We start from the raw sequence: 16,901 nt of genomic DNA on the forward strand, positions 1-16,901 counted from the left end.
TCCTAATGGCCGACAGACTTAATGTCTGCGTCGGGTTTGTCATGCGTGGCAAATCTCCCGATCATGGTTGCGCTGGCTTCATTTAACCCTGCGACCTCCACTGACGTACCCTCGCGTCTAAGCTTAATTATTACCTTATCTAAGGCGCCTACTGCGGAAATATCCCAGAAATGCGCTACTGAAACGTCGAGAACGACCTTATCCACGACCTCTTTGAAATCGATGGCTTCGGAGAAACGCTCTGTGGAAGCAAAAAACACCTGGCCCGAGTATGAGTACGTGCGTGTGCTTCCATCTTGGGAGAGTTCCGATTTGATCGTGAGGAGGCGCTTCACCTTGCCTGCAAAGAACAACCCGCTAAGGATTACACCGGCCAACACACCTTGTGCCAGATCGTGCGTCCAGACCACAACGATAACAGTCGCGATCATCACCACAGATGATTGCCAAGGAAATGAGCGCAAGTTTCGTATTGAGCTCCAGCTAAACGTGCCAATCGATACCATGATCATGACGGCGACCAGCGCGGGCATTGGAATCCTTGCTACGAGAGGACCAAGCACAACGATCAAGAAAAGGAGAAAAGCGCCCGCGACGAAAGTCGAGAGACGCGTTGAGCCTCCTGATTTCACGTTGATGACGGACTGGCCGATCATGGCACAGCCGCCCATCCCGCCAAAAAAGCCGGCCACAAAGTTGGCGATCCCCTGACCTTTGCATTCCCGGCGCTTGTCGCTTGGCGTGTCGGTGAGGTCGTCAACAATCTGCGCAGTCATCATAGACTCGAGCAATCCTACAGTGGCCATGGTCAGCGAATAGGGAAAGATGATGCGCAGCGTTTCCATGCTGAACGGAACATTCGGAATGAGGAACTCCGGCAGCGACGAGGGCAGCGTTCCCATGTCACCAACGGTGTTGACCGGCAAGCCCCCATAGATAGAAATAATCGTTAGCACGACTATCGCAACCAAAGGGGATGGGATAACCTTAGTTAGGCGGGGAAGGAGATAAATGATTACCAAGCCGGCGCCAACCATGGCGTACGTTATCCATGTGACGTCAGTAAGTTGCGGCAATTGGGCAAGAAAGATCAGAATCGCCAGCGCATTTACAAAACCCGTGACTACTGAGCGTGATACGTACTGCATCAGAAGGTCCAGCCGGAGAAATCCTGCCAACACCTGAAAGACACCCATCAGAATCGTTGCGGCGAAGAGGTACTCCACCCCATGCTCTTTGACTAGAGGCACAACTAGAACCGCTATGGCGGCGGTTGCTGCTGAAATCATGCCCGGCCGACCTCCGACGAACGCAATGATTACCGCGATGGAAAAGGAGGCATAAAGGCCCACGCGTGGGTCGATGCCCGCGATGACAGAAAAGCCAATGGCTTCTGGGATAAGAGCAAGGGCGACGACGATGCCCGCGAGAATATCGGCGCGAGGATTTGACATCCATTCGCGGCGAAATGTGGAAAAGAAAGACATGGATTTTGACTAACCTGAAGTTAGCAAGCGAGGCAATCGTGCCGAGGGATGTGGCTAGGAGTTGGTCTCGGAGCGAGCCGTTATTCGCTTGGAATTGTCCGAGGGATAGGCGCCCGGCCGAGCCACCCGGCGCTGCCGGGTCCACTTAGATCGCTGTCGTAGCGACGCAGCATCCATTGCAGGTGCTGTAGTGCGAAATTATACATGAGCAGTGAAGTTGCGAAAGGGACGTAGCCGACGCCCTGGCTCAATATAGTGGCCGCGCAATGTACGAGTTCAAACCTTGAAAGCCGGAGTTCCGCTTTGGTTCGTTTCCTGCCTGATTAATCGGACAGAGTATGTCAGATCAAGTCTGAATCAATACACATTAGGTCATCAGCTCGTCAGACCGCCGCACACTGACGCCACACTCGGAGGGTGTGTTGCCTAGCTTGCCGATAAAGACGTTGCCAAGAGTCTTCTTCAGTCAACTATACGGGCTAAATTCGTGTACACAGAGGACCCGATGGCCATGGCCTCTGACAGGGAAGTCTAAATCTAATAATGTTGCATTGAGGGGAAGCAATATGGAAAACGGTATCGTTAAGTGGTTTAACGGGGGAAAAGGTTTTGGCTTTATCACTCCGGATTCGGGCGGCAAAGACCTTTTCGTCCACTTTTCCGAAATCCAAGGATGGGGTTTCAAATCGCTTGAAGAGGGTCAACGCGTTAGCTACATCGCTGGCCAAGGCCAAAAGGACCACAAGCTACCAAGGTTCAGCTCCTTTAATTCAGTCTCTCTAGGCAGCGAGCTGGCTGACAGCTCTGAACAGGCGTTGCAATAATGAAGCCAATCCGAAAGGCTGTATTTCCGGTTGCAGGTATGGGTACGCGCTTTTTACCGGCAACTAAAACAATGCCCAAAGAAATGCTCCCTGTTGTGGATAGACCGCTTATCCAGTATGCGGTGTCTGCATAAAGTCACCCTGCACCACTCTTATCATGCCCACCTTGGCGAGCCACATGACAAAAATGTAATGCGCCAGAAGGCGGGTTAATGGCTGGAAACGCATGGGTATATGGCATTATGGAATTTGTCCCGTTGCGTTGTCTAGGGGCGTTGAGAATATCTGCCTGTACATCGCTGGACTTGCCCTCACTCTTCGAAAGGTGTTTATCGCCATGGCGCAGATTAAGTCTGAACATCCTCACCAACACAATGTGAAACACGCGGACTCCGGCGCCCAACGCACCGATCCGGTGTGCGGTATGCAGGTCACAGAAGACTCTTCTCACCACGTTCAACGCGAGGGTAAATCTTTCTATTTTTGCAGTGCAAAGTGCTTGGACACGTTCAAACACGATCCCGAGAAATTCACCGCCCAGCAAAACAAGAACGACGCGGCTTTGGAGCAGGCAGCTCCTGGCACTATTTATACCTGTCCGATGCACCCCGAGATTCGGCAAGACCATCCGGGAAGCTGTCCAAAGTGTGGCATGGCGCTTGAGCCGCTGATGCCCAGCCTGGAAGATGACAATCCTGAGTTGAAGGATTTCACGCGCAGATTCTGGTGGACCTTGCCATTCACCATTATTGTCACAGTGTTGGCCATGTTCGGTCACCAGTTGGGCTGGTTCAGCATGACTGCCCAAACTTGGATTGAGCTGGTGTTATCGATACCCGTAGTGCTGTGGGCCGGTCAGCCCTTTTTTGTGCGGGGCTGGCAGTCGGTGATCAACCGCAGCCCCAATATGTGGACGCTCATCGGTCTGGGTACAGCCGCTGCATTCATCTATAGCGTCGTCGCCACAGTGGCGCCAGGGATTTTTCCTGAAACGTTCATGTCCATGGGCCGGATCGCCGTCTACTTTGAAGCCGCAGTGGTCATCATCTCGTTGACCCTGTTCGGTCAAATTCTCGAGCTTCGGGCCCGTTCGCAGACGTCGGCTGCTATCAAATCGCTGCTTGGGCTGGCACCCAAAACAGCCCGCCGTATCAACAAGGATGGTACAGAGGAAGATGTGCCGCTGACGCATGTCCATGAAGGTGATCGCTTGCGTGTGCGCCCCGGCGAGAAAGTGCCTGTCGATGGGGTTGTGGAAGACGGTGCCAGTTCCCTGGATGAATCCATGCTCACGGGCGAACCTCTGCCTGTGAGCAAGCGCCCTGGCCACAAAGTGATCGGCGCGACGATGAATACATCCGGCTCGCTAGTGATTAGAGCTGAAAAGGTCGGCTCGGCCACAGTGCTCTCGCAAATCGTCCAGCTCGTCGCGCAAGCGCAACGCTCTCGCGCGCCGATGCAACGCATGGCAGATCAAGTGGCGGGTTATTTTGTCATGGCGGTCGTCGCCATCGCCATCATCACCCTATTGGTCTGGGGTACTTTTGGTCCGCAACCGAGCTGGGTATATGGTTTGATTAATGCCGTGGCCGTGTTGATCATCGCCTGTCCCTGCGCATTGGGATTAGCCACGCCCATGTCAATTATGGTGGCAACCGGTCGTGGTGCCACGCGAGGTGTGCTGTTTCGCGATGCGGCAGCCATTGAGAATTTTCGCAAAATCGATACCCTCATCGTTGATAAGACGGGGACTTTGACTGAGGGACGCCCGGCGTTCGAGCAAGCTATCCCCGCTGGCGACACAGAGGCCGACGAAGTGCTGCGTCTGGCGGCAAGCCTTGATCAAGGCAGCGAGCATCCGCTAGCAGACGCCATTGTCAGCGCAGCGCGTGAGCGGGGCTTGAGCCTCAGTGCCGTCACCGACTTCGAATCGGGTAGCGGTATTGGCGTGCGTGGCCAGGTCGAGGATAAACGCCTTGCCCTCGGCAACACCGCCCTAATGGACCAGGAAAATGTTGACGTTACGATCATGGCCAGCACCGCCGAATCGTTGCGCACCAAGGGTGCGAGCGTCATGTATTTAGCAACAGACGGTCAATTAGCAGGCTTGCTGGCCGTCTCTGACCCAATCAAGAAAAGTACGCCGGAAGCCGTCAAAGATCTCAAGGCGGCTGGAATTCGCGTCATCATGGCAACAGGCGACGGCGTTTCGACTGCTAAGGCGGTAGCGGAGCGCCTCGGAATCGACGAGGTTCATGGTGAAGTGAAGCCGGCTGACAAGCTTGATCTTGTCAGCAAACTCCAAGCGGAAGGCCGAATTGTTGCGATGGCCGGCGACGGCATTAATGACGCCCCTGCTTTAGCCAAAGCCGATGTCGGCATCGCGATGGGTACCGGTACGGACGTGGCCATGAACAGCGCGCAAGTCACATTGGTAAAGGGAGACTTACGCGGTATCTCCATTGCGCGCCACTTATCGGACCAAACAATCGCCAATATGAAGCAAAACTTAGGTTTCGCATTCATTTACAACGCTCTGGGCGTGCCCCTGGCTGCGGGTGTCTTGTACCCATTTGTGGGCCTATTGCTCTCGCCAATGTTTGCCGCATTAGCGATGAGCCTGAGTTCAGCATCAGTCGTTTTTAATGCCCTCAGGCTTCGCAAATCCACGTGAATGCAGTTTGTCCCGTGGTTGGCCGTCCCCGACCTCTGGGCAAGAGTCTAAGCTGGCGTGTTTTGTAGCGCAAAGGCATACAAGTAAACGCCACGTAGCTTATTCTGTCCGTCTTTCTTTGCAGCTTTAATCCCTGGAAAACGGCCTGCCGGTAAAGTCAACAGTAACCAGATTGCCGTCAAGCTTTCCCATACCTGGCGCGTTCAAAGGCATCCCTGGCGCCGACACGCCCTTCACTGAACGGTCGTCGAGCAATTTGTTGACAACGCTTGCCGGTACGTGCCCTTCTATGATTTGGCCGGTGGCCTCGACTACGCCAGTGTGACATGAGCTAAGCTGCGACGGCACACCGAGTTTCTCCTTGACCGAAGCCATGTCGGCCGTCTTTATCGCCGTAACATCAAAGCCGGACTCCCGCATATGCTCGACCCAGCCGGAGCAGCAGCCGCAATTGGGATCCTGGTAGACCGTGATGGCCGTGCTGGCCGCATGTGCAAAGGAGGATGCGGCCGTTAAGGCAACCGCTGCTAGCCATAATTTCATGAAACCCTCTCCAGGGAAAACGTAAAACTTGAATTTTTCATAGTAAAGATAAAGGACCCACGCACGAGTAGCTTAATTCTGGCGTTGCAAAGTGACTTCTTTTTGCGCCTCCAGAACCTTTGGGGGCCAGGTACTCTTGATATAAGTGAGTACGGCAATAATCTCGTCGTCGGACAAGATGCCGCCATAAGCAGGCATGTCGCTTACATAACCCGCAGGCGCTGTCTTCCCTGGGACCAGGCCGTTCCTCACCATATCGACCAACATCGCGTCGGGATGATGCCAGGTATGGCCGGTCTTGTCGTGCGGCGGTGCGGGCAATTTCCCATTGGGCATGCGCTCACGCCAGTTCGGTTGCCCTTGCAGCGATTCGCCATGGCACGCGGCGCAGTTGTTCGTGTAAATGGCTTTGCCCTGCATCACAAGAGTTTGATTCGCAGGGTCAATGAATGCCGGGCCTGATTGCCGCATCGTACTGTAAAGGATGGCGGCGACACCCATTATGGCGACGCCGACCACCCCAAAGATCAGTGTTCTCTGTGACATTTCTATGCGACAGGTCAGCTGACCTTGACCTTACCGATCATTCCAGCCTCCATATGACCAGGGATCAAGCAAGCGAAATCGACGGTGCCCGCTTGGTCGAACTTCCACACCAGGCCGCCAATCTTACCCGGTGCCAATGTGATCATATTCGGCTCCGCATGCTGCATCCCTGGCATTTTTTGCATTTCGACCGCATGCGCCTTCAGTTCGGCAATGGAGCCGATCACCATTTCATGCGGGATCTTCCCCGTGTTCTTTATAAAGAAGCGAACGGTCTCGCCGGCACTAACCTGGATTTCACCAGGCGTAAACCGCATGGTGTCGTCCATCGTCAATTCGATGGTACGTGTCACTTTAGCTGGGTCACCAGGCTGGCCAGTTAGCGACGGTGCGTTCGACATCGTGGACATGTCGTGGCCAGGCATGCCGTGCGCCGGCGCACCATGCCCCCCGGCATGGTTACCCGCAGCCAATGCGAGGGCTGGCAACACGCTCAAAGCCAGAATAGAAAGGGTTTTTTTCATCATAAATACTCTCATGAGATTTGTTTGGGCGGGCAGCCGCTTCACGCTGCCCATAGGAAAAGGCAACATCAAAAGCGAAAACTTAAACCAGCTACGAAACGGGTTTCCTGCTTGGAGTCGCCCGCTGCGCGCGCGTAATCCGCCGTTTTTCCAAATTTGCTGGCCCATTCAACGCCAATGTAGGGAACAAACTGACGGGTGACTTCGTACTTGAGGCGCAAGCCTGCGGTACCGTCGGTCAAGCCGCTGCCGATACCCCAACGTTCATCGTCCTTGCCATAGAAATTCACTTCGACGCTCGGTTGAAGGTAGAGCCTCTGGGTCAGCAAAATGTCGTATTCGGCCTTCAGCCCCAGAGCGGTGCGTCCGCTGGGCCCGACATAGGCAGTGGCATCCACCTCAAACCAGTAAGGCGCTAGTCCTTTAACGCCAAATGCCAGCCATTCCCGGTTCGGTGCGTCTTGGCCGTGGTCGAATCGAACGCCAAGTTCCGTATCCCAGAATGTTGAAACCGCATGACGCCAAAGCAGTTGCGTCTCGGATTCCTGCAGTTTTCCGCTTGCTATTTCGCCTTCCACCTTGATCACGGCGCGGTTATAGGTGCTGCCATACCAGGCTTCCCCTTCATAGGCCGCCCATTCCTCGCCTCGAGCTCTGACGTACTCGAGTCGGTCAAAATTGACGGAACCGAAGTTGTGCATGTCCGACATGATTAGCGCATCGGATGGTGGCAGTGCATACTTGCCCGCATTACGCACGTAGCCATCGGAGTAGGCATCCGGATCGCGAGCATCCGGTGGGGCCGAGCCGCCTTGCATCTGCATATCGCCATGATCCATTTCGCCGTCGCCATCGTCCATCGCACCCATATTGTGGTCAGGGGCTGGCGCACTAGAGCCCGACTGGCCGTGCTTCATCCCCGGCATAGCGGAGGTACTTTTGCCGGGGTCGGTCTGCTTCATAGGCATCTTCATGGGGTCATGACCCTGGGCTGGCGCTTTCCCCGCTCCATGGTTCATACCGGACATGTCCATCGAACCGTGATTCATACCTGACATGTCCATAGAACCATGGTCCATGCCTGAGGTTTTCGGCTGTGTGCTGGTTTCTGACGGCGCGGAGGTGTAGCCGGCGTGACCCGCATGCGTCTGCGCATAGGCAAACACGGGCATCACCCCCACTGTAGCGATTACCGCCGAAAGGAGTTTCTTTTTCAATTGATTGTTCATGACCAGGATGCCTAACGTATCGTTCAATGTCTTCATGCCACCACCACTTCGCGAAACATCCCCGCATCCATATGCAGCATCAGGTGGCAATGCCAGGCCCAGCGCCCAAGCGCATCGGCGGTTACAAGAAAGCTGATACGCTGAGCCGGTTGCACGGGAATTGTGTGGCGTCGGGCTTGAAACTTCCCGTCCGGCGCTTCCAGCTCACTCCACATGCCGTGCAAGTGCATGGGATGCGTCATCATGGTGTCGTTGTGCAATATGACCCGAACCCGTTCGCCGTAACGGAAGTGAACTGGTGTGGATTTTCCGAACTCCACACCGTCGAACGACCACGTATAGCGTTCCATATTGCCGGTCAGATGAAGCTCGATTTCACGCTCTGCGCCGCGCGGATCCATCGCACCGCCTACGGTGTGCAAGTCCGAGAGTGTGAGCACGCGCCGGCCGTTATTACGCAGACCGATGCCGGGATCGTCTAGGTTGGTACGCGGCATGTCTACCCGCATATCGGTGCTAGCGGCGTACTCCGTTCTGGCATGGCGCACCTGGGCACTAGCGCCAGCTTCGGACATCGCGCCGTGGTCCATGCCAGCCATGCCTGCGTGATTCATGCCCTGCATGCTGCCATGGTTCATCCCTGCCATACCGCCATGGTCCATGCCGCCCATCGAAGATTGGCTGGCCGCGCCATGGCTCATTCCTGCCATGCCCCCACCCATTGAACCCATCATGTCCGCCATGGTTAGCCATTGCGCTGGGTCAAGCGCGGGCACAGGCGCTTCGAGCCCGGCACGTGTAGCCAGCGTCCCGCGTGCATATCCCGTGCGATCCATGGCTTGCGCATAAACGGTGTAAGCATCGTCTTTGGGCTGCACCAAAACATCATAGGTTTCCCCGGGCCCGAACCGGAACTCATCGACGGTCACTGGCTCGACATTTACACCATCGGCTTGAACCACGGTCAACTGAAGGCCCGGAATGCGTACATCGTAGAAGGTGTTGGCGGCACCGTTGATAAAACGCAGCCGAACACGTTCACCTGGTCGAAATAATCCCGTCCAGTTGCCTGCAGGCGTGGTGCCGTTCATCAGATAGGTCAGGACGTTCGCGGACAGGTCGGCCAGATCGGTCGGGCTCATGCGCATCTCATTCCACATTTTGCGCTTGTCGATGGCCGCTTTCAGGCCCATCTGCGACGCATCTTGGAAGAAATCCACGGCGGTGGGCTGGTTATAGTTGTAGTAGTCGCCTTGCATCTTGAGCTTGGCTAAGACCCGCATCGGATCTTCGTCGGTCCAGTCAGAGAGTTGAACGACGTACTCGCGATCGGCCCGTATGGGGTCGGCTTGCGCCGGATCAATAATGATCGCCCCATAGACACCCGTGGCCTCCTGCATGCCCGAGTGCGAGTGATACCAGTAGGTGCCGCTTTGCTGCACTTTGAACCGATACGTGAACGTTTCACCAGGCGGAATTCCTGTAAAACTAATCCCCGGCACACCATCCATCTGAAACGGCAGGATGATGCCGTGCCAATGGATCGAGGTGGTTTCATTCAAGCGGTTCTTGACGCGAATGGTGACCGTATCGCCTTCGCGCCAACGCAAGGTCGGTGCCGGTAGCGCGCCATTGACTGTCGTCGCCATGCGAGCGTTGCCAGTGAAATTGACGGGCGATTCACCGATCTCCAGATCGAACTCAGTGCCACTCAGCACTGCCGCTGAGCCGGTACTCGTTCCATCCGGTCGCACTCCAGCAGCACGAGCAAATGGCGACAGACCAAGCAGCACGCCACCGGCCGCAAGGCCTTGAACAAATCGGCGTCGCGGCATGGTCGGGATGGGAACGGCTAGCGTAGTTGGGCGTTTCACGAGTGCATATCCTGTTAATTACGTAATTTTGTCGCCCAGCCTGGTAACTGCATTACCGAAACATTGAGCGATTATTCGCACTTTACCGAAGTGCATCTGTCGCACCGATGACCTGGAAATTACATTTTTGTAATGTGGTGGACATTGGTTCTAATTGGTCGAAGAAGCAGCAGCCAACGCCCTAATACTCGTGGATCTGGCCGTACTTCTAAATTTTTCACTTCAACTACTCATCATCCAGATCATCATGACGCCCATAAAAACGAACGCCAATACAGCCAGCAGCCCAATTACGGCCAGCGCTAGAACAGCTATTCGTGTGGATTTGATTCCCATGGCCTACTCAAGCTTCAAAGCGCTTTCTTGTACTCCAGTAGATGTGGGTGGACCTCGGTATTAGCCCTTTCCGGCATTGGCATTTGTGCGGATTCACCCTTCTCTGGACCATTATCGTTGTGGCACGACTGCATGCCTTTCATCATGAAAACCATCATCAGCGGACAGATCAAGAAGAATAAGAACGGGCTTACTGCAGTAATCCACTCACGGGCAGCAGGCAACGTTGCATAGGCCACAGCAATTAGCACGACTAGCCCAAGACCGGCTTTGAGCATCGTCTTCATATCGCATTTCATTTTCGGCTCTCCTTGTACTTAACGCTAGCTAGCGCTCCATGCGAAATTCTAGCGATGAGCCTACTGTACCGATTCCTTGCTGTCAGGCTGATTGCGTGGGCATTACATCTCTGTCATCTGTGGAAAAAGAGCTCGGGAAGCAAGAGATTTGTTGCCATATGTACAAAGCGCTCGCATTGCTTCACTGGCGCTATCCTGCCTGAGACAAAGCGTTTTTTATTTACAACGTCCAGCAAAAACCACCGTATCGGTTGACATTGCCACTATGGGAACGTTTAAGCTGCAGTATTCGATTTGATGAGTAACGAAGAGAGGAAAGCAATGCTTCAGTTTGAAGTGAACGATATGACCTGTGGGCACTGCGTCGGTGCTGTCACTGCGGCCGTCAAGAGGGTCGCGCCCGAAGCTGTTGTTGCTATTGACTTGCCCCAGCATTGCGTGCGCGTGGAAGGCGTTTGCGACGCAGGGGCCGTAGAACTGGCGATCCGCGAGGCGGGCTACAGTCCATCGCGCAAAGCTTAAAAGGCCAGGTGCAGTGGTACACGCTGGCCCTGATTGATCGTTTGCCCACTTTATAGAGCAGCAGTTCTGTAGTGCGGGTCGCTTAGGCCATTTGCGCCATCCGCCTGCACTCTTCGGCACACTTGCGGCAAGCCTCGGCGCAGCGCTGGCAGTGATCCATTTGATGCTTGGCGCATTCATCTCCGCACGCTTGGCAAACATCAGCGCACAGGCGACAAAGCGCCTGGGCGAATTCACTGCCCCTGGCCATATAACTGGCCGCCAAGCGGCAAATTTGTGCGCAATCCATATCCAGCTTTATGCAGCGCGCCATGCTTTTGACGTCTTGTTCCGCAAGGCACGAAGCAGCACAGTGGTCGCACTCTGTGGCGCAGGCATAGCAAGCGTCGATGCACGATTGAAACTTTTCATGAGGCATATTGGATCTCCAACGAGGTTGAGGTGTGGTTGTTACGTGGCTTGCTTTGCGAAACCACAACCTTTACTTAGCAATTCGAATGCCGTAAACGCAGCAGTTTGCTCCTAAAAGTCTCGATTTTCGTGCGATCTGCGTTTTATACGCGATGACTCCGGACTAATATTACAATTTTGTAATCCTAGCGTCATGTTCGTGTCAGCACCATCGCACTACAGTTTAATAATTGAGATCAGGTTGAAGAGACCATTCTTTTTATTGCGGTCCTAAGAGGCTTACAGGAATAACCCCATGAAATTGCTCGTGGTCGAAGATGAAATCAAAACGGGTGATTACGTGCGCCAAGGGCTCGTGGAGTCCGGCTTCGTCGTGGATCTCGCGCGCACCGGATTGGATGGCCACCACCTTGCCCTGACGGGTTCGTACGATCTAATTATCCTTGACGTCATGCTGCCAGACGTGGATGGCTGGCGAATCGTGCAAGCATTGCGCGATGCCAAGTCGTCTACGCCGGTGCTCTTTTTAACTGCCCGGGATAGCGTAGAAGATCGGGTCAAGGGGCTGGAGCTGGGCGCCGACGATTACTTGGTAAAACCCTTCGCTTTTTCAGAACTTCTGGCACGGGTCCGCACTTTGTTGCGACGAGGCTCCGCCCCTGCCTTTCAAGACCAACTACAGATAGCCGATCTCGTGCTCGATATTCCACGGCGTCGGGCTCAGCGGCAGAATGTGCGCATTAATCTGACAAACAAGGAGTTCGCCCTGTTGGAGCTCTTGGTACGCCGGCAAGGCGAAGTGCTGCCACGTTCATTGATCGCCTCCCAGGTATGGGATATGAACTTTGACAGCGACACCAATGTCATCGATGTGGCAATCCGGCGCCTACGTGCCAAAATTGATGACGACTATGACCCTAAGCTTATCCATACGGTGCGCGGCATGGGCTATATGCTCGATGTGACCCTTCCCGAATAGTTAATGAAAACTCGGCCGGCATCTCTAGCTGTACGTCTTACCGTTTCCATTGGGGCGGTCATAACAGTCGTACTACTCACATTCGGCTGGATCGTTGAACGATCGATCAACGATCATTTCGTCCAACAAGACGTGGACGAACTCAATGCCGTCGTCCAGGCATTGAAACATACACTGGCAACGCTACCGCCCAACATAGCGCCTGGAGAGTTGAACGAGCGGTTTGCCAATGCCGTGTCAGGCCACCATAACGCTGAATATCGCATCTCTTCGGAAGATGGCGTCCAGATTTATGCTTCGCCAGGATCGAACCTGGATAGGTTTGCCAGAATTGCTCGACCTGTAGAAAACATCACAATTGAAACAGTTGGCATATGGAAAGATCAAGGAGCGACATTTCGAGGGGCCGTACTACGAACCTCAGCTGACAACTTGCCCGGGTCGAGCAAACTGACCATCGCTGTGGCGACCGGCATTAACTTCCACCTGCATTATTTGGAAAGCTTCCGAACCTACCTTCGAATCATCACGGTCGCCGCCTGCCTGATCGCGATTCTGGCCACTTGGCTCGCAGTGCATCAAGGCCATGCACCGATACGGCGTATCAGTCGCGAAATCCGGAAAATCAGGTCCGATCAACTGCATATAAGGTTGCAGCCAGAAGCCGTTCCTGCTGAACTGATAGAGCTCGCCACTTCTTTCAATGGAATGCTTGATCGACTTGAGGCTGTCTTTCGTCGTTTGTCCGATTTTTCAGGCGATATTGCGCACGAGCTCCGTACCCCCATTACAAACCTAAAAACTCAGACCGAGGTGGCGTTGTCCCAGTCCAGGACTATGGAACAGTACCGCGAAATTCTGTACTCCAACCTGGAAGAGTATGAGCGCATGGCCAAAATGGTCAGCGATATGCTGTTTCTGGCGCAAGCGGACAACAACTTGCTTAAACCGGAACTCGTCAAGATCGAGCTCGAGTCCGAGATACGTATCCTTTTCGACTACTTTGGTGCTTGGGCCGAAGAGCGCCAGGTGGACTTAGAGGTCATCGGCGAGCAGGTTTGCATCCTAGGGGACAGGCTGATGGTCCGCCGAGCATTGAGCAATTTATTATCGAACGCTATTCGCTATACGCCGGTTGGGAATGCAGTCAGCGTCACACTTCAGGCAGGGCCGAACACAGCGACAGTACGGGTCGAGAATCCTGGACCCATTATTCCCGCCGAACACATAGATCGTATCTTTGAAAGGTTCTATCGAACTGACGCCTCACGTCAACGCAGCGGAGAGGGAGCTGGTCTTGGCTTGGCGATAGCAAGGTCGATTGTCGAGGCTCATGGCGGCACGATCCACGCCAGTTCCACTATTCAAGCAAATGTTTTCGAGATTAACTTACCATCGATCCTCTGCTGAGAAATCGATACCTTCCTACGACGCGCACTGGACCTAACCACTAATCTCGCATGCGAGGAAGTAAACCGAAAGCTGCTGATGTTTTCGGCAGATTAACTATTCCGGATTCAACCGACAACTCGATTGGACGGAAACTGTCAAACAATCGTCAACCGCATAGTGAACTAAACCACCTTTACAGCGCAACTAACGGAACATAAGTGCTTGATTGCTAAGATAGAGCGCATGTAAAGCGGCTTCATAATAAGGAATAGCAATCCGAAAGCCTCTGTGGCTCCTGCTTTTTTGCGCCACTTACTCTGCCCAAACGTGACATTGGTTGCGTGTGCTGAGCCAGATATCCAGCATCCGGGTGAGCTACTTTCTGACCATCAATGGTCTCCATCTCCTACTTCCTGAGCACGGAAAACAGAGGTTTTCTGAACAGATGTAAGTGGTGCACTCTCCCTTCGTGAAAGCCGTTTGCGAGTGTTAACATAGGCGTCAATTTTTCAATGTCCTGGATGCGTCCATGAATCAACGCATAGGATACGCCCGCGTATCGACCGATGATCAGCATCTAGACCTGCAGCGCGGGGCGCTCCAGCAGGCTGGATGCGGCGTGATCTACGAGGAAGCGGCCAGCGGGAAGAATACAGCGCGGCCAGAGCTTGAGCAGTGCCGCAAGGCGCTACGGTCAGGAGATACCTTGGTGGTGTGGCGGCTGGATCGACTCGGGCGCAGCCTGCCCGACTTGGTGCAGATCGTGGCCGACCTTGAGCAGCGAGGCATCGGCTTCGAAAGCCTGACGGAGAAGATTGAAACAGGCAGTGCAGCGGGCAAGCTGGTTTTCCATGTGTTCGCGGCACTAGCGGAATTTGAACGTGGCTTGATCCGTGAGCGCACGCATGCTGGTTTGGCTGCAACGCGTGCCCGAGGCCGGGCCGGTGGCCGAAAGCCGAAGCTGGACGAGCAGCAGGTTAGAGAGATCAAAGCCCTGCTGCGTGATCCCGATGTTCAGGTCGCGGACGTGGCCCGCCGCTATGGCGTATCTCGAACCACGATTTACAAGCATTGCGGCGTAGTGCAACCGCGTCATCAATAGCGAAGATACAAAAGAGAGAAAGAATTCCCGTGTCCAGACTGACTGAATTAATTGCCAAGGCAAAAGCCAAAGACCCGGCGTTAGGGGCCGAGTTGGATCGAGAGTTCAAGTTCCTGTCGTCACGTCTTCCCTTCGGGCTGAACTTCGAGCGGCATAGCCCGGAAGCGGTCGAACTGCCCTTGCGGCCAATGCGCAAGGGCGACAAGGTGCGCGTACTGCCGGAGCGTGGTTCTACCAAAAAGGGCGATCAGAGGCTGTGGCAGGTGAAAATCATTCACAAAGCTAGGAAGACGGCTGTCTTGGAGTTGCTGGGCGCGGCAGAGGTCGAAACGCAGACAGTGGCGCTGGATGATCTGGTGGTGGTGGCCGAGTTCCGCGACACGATTTATCCGGGCCTGATCAGTACCGGCAAGGTGCTGCGTGGTAGCGACAAGCCGTGCCACACCGTCATCAATGGCGAGAACTACCACGTCCTCAAGGCATTGACCTACACCCATCGAGGCAAGGTGGACGCCATCTATATTGACCCGCCTTACAACACCGGGGCGAAGGACTGGAAGTACAACAACGATTACGTTGAAGGTGACGACCTGTACCGGCACAGCAAATGGCTTGCCATGATGGAGCGGCGCCTACTGGTGGCCAAGGAGCTGTTGAATCCGGCAGATTCCGTGCTGATCGTCACGATTGATGAGAAGGAGTACCTGCGGCTGGGGCTGCTGCTGGAGCAGGTTTTCCCTGAGGCGCGTCGCCAGATGGTGACCGTCGTTATTAATCCGAACGGCGTTGCTCGAGTTGCAGAGCTCGCACGCGTCGAGGAATACGCCTTTTTTTGTTTCTTCGGTAAGGCGACTCCAGCGAGACTGATTGACCCTCTGCTGGGTGAGCAGGAACAGAGCGCACGAAAGCAGAAGGTCCGCTGGGAATGGCTTATGCGTGGAGGCTCTAATTCTCGACGCATAGACCGGCCGAACTTGTTCTATCCAATCTATATTGATCCAAGCGCTAAGCGAATCGTAAAGATTGGCCAGCCTATTCCACTTGGTATCGACCCCGGTTCAGTTTCCGACGAGCCTGACTTACAAACTTTGTGGCCCATCCGTGCCAGCGGTGTAGAGGCGAATTGGCGCACTTCGCCCGAGTATCTGCAGGAACTCCTCAAACTGGGGTATGCCAAGCTCGGCGCATATGACTCAACGACCGGACGATGGTCAATTCTGTATCTCGGAAAGGCTCAGATTCAACGCATCGAGCGTGGTGAACTTACCGTGTCTGGTCGCGAATCAGATGGAGCAGTTATCGTTGACATGGGTGAGGGTGGGCGTCGTCGATTCCCGAAAACTGTGTGGAATCGATCCGCGCACTCTGCAGGCGAGTTCGGATCGCGAATGCTTAGGGCACTCATCCCCGGCCGGGACTTCCCTTTTCCGAAGTCACTATACGCTGTTGAAGATGCTCTTCGAGCGGTTGTCGAGCATAAGCCAGAAGCCGTAATTCTGGATTTCTTCTCCGGTTCAGGAACGACTGTGCACGCCGTCATGCGCCTCAACAAGCAAGATGGTGGCCAGCGCCAGTGCATTAGTGTCACCAACAACGAAGTTGGTGCAGACGAGCAGAAGGCATTGCGCGGGCAAGGTTTGCGTCCCGGCGATTCTGCCTGGGAAAAGCTTGGCATCTGCGACTACATCACCAAACTCCGCGTTGCCGCCGCCATTACAGGCAAAACGCCGGATGGTGAGCCGATCAAGGGTGATTACAAGTTCACCGATGAGTTTCCGATGGCCGAAGGCTTCGAGGAAAACGCCGAGTTCTTCACTCTGACCTATGAAACCCCGGTGTCGGTCAGTTACAACCTGGCGTTCAACCGGATTGCGCCGTTGCTGTGGCTGCGAGCCGGAGCGCGAGGCAGTCGCATAGACAAGCTGCCAAGCGATGGTTGGGCGGTGGCCGATGCCTATGGATTGCTCAGCAATGTGGATGCAGCCACACCCTTTATCAAGGCGCTGGCCAAGGTCGATGGAATTCGTATTGCCTATATCGTCACCGACGACGACCGCCGCTTCCAGGCCATTGCCAAGCGTTTGCCTGATGGCGTTGAGCCAGTGCGCCTGTACGAATCGTATCTCACCAACTTCAGCTTCACTAACGGGGAATAACGG

General features: G+C 54.6%; 14 protein-coding genes, 2 pseudogenes and 1 other annotated feature. Of the genes and pseudogenes, 8 read left to right on the forward strand and 8 right to left on the reverse strand.

What is annotated here, in order from left to right:
* Window positions 1-2: 2 nt before the first annotated feature.
* Window positions 3-1,487, reverse strand: a complete 1,485-nt coding sequence (locus CR159_RS17265) for a SulP family inorganic anion transporter (RefSeq protein WP_102075211.1) — start codon at window positions 1,485-1,487, stop codon at window positions 3-5.
* A gap of 92 nt (window positions 1,488-1,579) precedes the next feature.
* Window positions 1,580-1,633, reverse strand: a sequence feature (sul1 is cis-regulatory element that is thought to sense ions involved in sulfur or methionine metabolism; They are found in Alphaproteobacteria).
* Window positions 1,634-2,053: 420 nt separating this feature from the next.
* Here CR159_RS17265 and CR159_RS17270 point away from each other — a divergent pair.
* The 3 genes and pseudogenes from CR159_RS17270 (at window position 2,054) to CR159_RS17280 (ending at window position 4,985) form a co-directional block, all read left to right on the forward strand.
* Window positions 2,054-2,256, forward strand: a pseudogene (locus CR159_RS17270) (cold-shock protein).
* 54 nt (window positions 2,257-2,310) lie between these two features.
* A pseudogene (locus tag CR159_RS17275) lies at window positions 2,311-2,436 on the forward strand (sugar phosphate nucleotidyltransferase); the annotation flags it as partial.
* 212 nt (window positions 2,437-2,648) lie between these two features.
* Entirely contained in the window at window positions 2,649-4,985 is a 2,337-nt protein-coding gene (locus CR159_RS17280) for a heavy metal translocating P-type ATPase (RefSeq protein ID WP_102075262.1), read from the forward strand.
* Window positions 4,986-5,111: 126 nt separating this feature from the next.
* On the opposite strand, the gene CR159_RS17285 is transcribed toward CR159_RS17280, so the two are convergent.
* The 6 genes from CR159_RS17285 to CR159_RS17310 all read right to left on the reverse strand — a co-directional run bounded on the left by CR159_RS17285 (window position 5,112) and on the right by CR159_RS17310 (window position 10,336).
* Window positions 5,112-5,528 (reverse strand): DUF411 domain-containing protein, encoded by a 417-nt coding sequence (locus CR159_RS17285; RefSeq protein WP_102075212.1) that lies wholly within the window; start codon window positions 5,526-5,528, stop codon window positions 5,112-5,114.
* Between the two features lie 72 nt (window positions 5,529-5,600).
* Window positions 5,601-6,029 carry a c-type cytochrome gene (locus CR159_RS17290; protein WP_439650571.1) on the reverse strand — a complete coding sequence of 143 codons (429 nt, stop codon included), beginning with the start codon at window positions 6,027-6,029 and terminating at the stop codon, window positions 5,601-5,603.
* Window positions 6,030-6,088: 59 nt separating this feature from the next.
* Window positions 6,089-6,598 (reverse strand): cupredoxin domain-containing protein, encoded by a 510-nt coding sequence (locus CR159_RS17295; protein WP_199173356.1) that lies wholly within the window; start codon window positions 6,596-6,598, stop codon window positions 6,089-6,091.
* A 68-nt stretch (window positions 6,599-6,666) separates the two neighbouring features.
* The gene (locus CR159_RS17300) at window positions 6,667-7,863 is read right to left on the reverse strand and encodes a copper resistance protein B (protein WP_439650570.1); all 1,197 of its coding nucleotides are present in this window, start codon (window positions 7,861-7,863) and stop codon (window positions 6,667-6,669) included.
* Window positions 7,860-9,662 carry a copper resistance system multicopper oxidase gene (locus tag CR159_RS17305; protein WP_102075213.1) on the reverse strand — a complete coding sequence of 601 codons (1,803 nt, stop codon included), beginning with the start codon at window positions 9,660-9,662 and terminating at the stop codon, window positions 7,860-7,862. The genes CR159_RS17300 and CR159_RS17305 overlap by 4 nt, the downstream gene beginning before the upstream one ends.
* Before the next feature lie 389 nt (window positions 9,663-10,051).
* Entirely contained in the window at window positions 10,052-10,336 is a 285-nt protein-coding gene (locus CR159_RS17310; RefSeq protein WP_102075214.1) for a DUF2933 domain-containing protein, read from the reverse strand.
* 321 nt (window positions 10,337-10,657) lie between these two features.
* On the opposite strand from CR159_RS17310, the gene CR159_RS17315 reads away from it, so the two are divergent.
* Window positions 10,658-10,858, forward strand: coding sequence for a heavy-metal-associated domain-containing protein (locus CR159_RS17315; protein WP_102075215.1), 201 nt, complete (start codon window positions 10,658-10,660; stop codon window positions 10,856-10,858).
* Window positions 10,859-10,940: 82 nt separating this feature from the next.
* Here CR159_RS17315 and CR159_RS17320 read toward each other — a convergent pair whose 3' ends face one another.
* Window positions 10,941-11,276 (reverse strand): four-helix bundle copper-binding protein, encoded by a 336-nt coding sequence (locus tag CR159_RS17320; protein WP_102075216.1) that lies wholly within the window; start codon window positions 11,274-11,276, stop codon window positions 10,941-10,943.
* A 288-nt stretch (window positions 11,277-11,564) separates the two neighbouring features.
* On the opposite strand from CR159_RS17320, the gene CR159_RS17325 reads away from it, so the two are divergent.
* The 4 genes from CR159_RS17325 (at window position 11,565) to CR159_RS17340 (ending at window position 16,898) form a co-directional block, all read left to right on the forward strand.
* Window positions 11,565-12,248 carry a heavy metal response regulator transcription factor gene (locus tag CR159_RS17325; RefSeq protein WP_102075217.1) on the forward strand — a complete coding sequence of 228 codons (684 nt, stop codon included), beginning with the start codon at window positions 11,565-11,567 and terminating at the stop codon, window positions 12,246-12,248.
* 3 nt (window positions 12,249-12,251) lie between these two features.
* Window positions 12,252-13,658, forward strand: coding sequence for a Cu(+)/Ag(+) sensor histidine kinase (locus tag CR159_RS17330; protein WP_102075218.1), 1,407 nt, complete (start codon window positions 12,252-12,254; stop codon window positions 13,656-13,658).
* Between the two features lie 511 nt (window positions 13,659-14,169).
* Window positions 14,170-14,742, forward strand: coding sequence for a recombinase family protein (locus tag CR159_RS17335; protein ID WP_102075219.1), 573 nt, complete (start codon window positions 14,170-14,172; stop codon window positions 14,740-14,742).
* Window positions 14,743-14,771: 29 nt separating this feature from the next.
* Window positions 14,772-16,898 (forward strand): site-specific DNA-methyltransferase, encoded by a 2,127-nt coding sequence (locus CR159_RS17340; protein WP_102075220.1) that lies wholly within the window; start codon window positions 14,772-14,774, stop codon window positions 16,896-16,898.
* The last annotated feature ends 3 nt before the right edge of the window (window positions 16,899-16,901 follow it).

Source organism: Pollutimonas subterranea, from assembly GCF_002849655.1.
Taxonomy (GTDB): domain Bacteria; phylum Pseudomonadota; class Gammaproteobacteria; order Burkholderiales; family Burkholderiaceae_B; genus Pollutimonas; species Pollutimonas subterranea.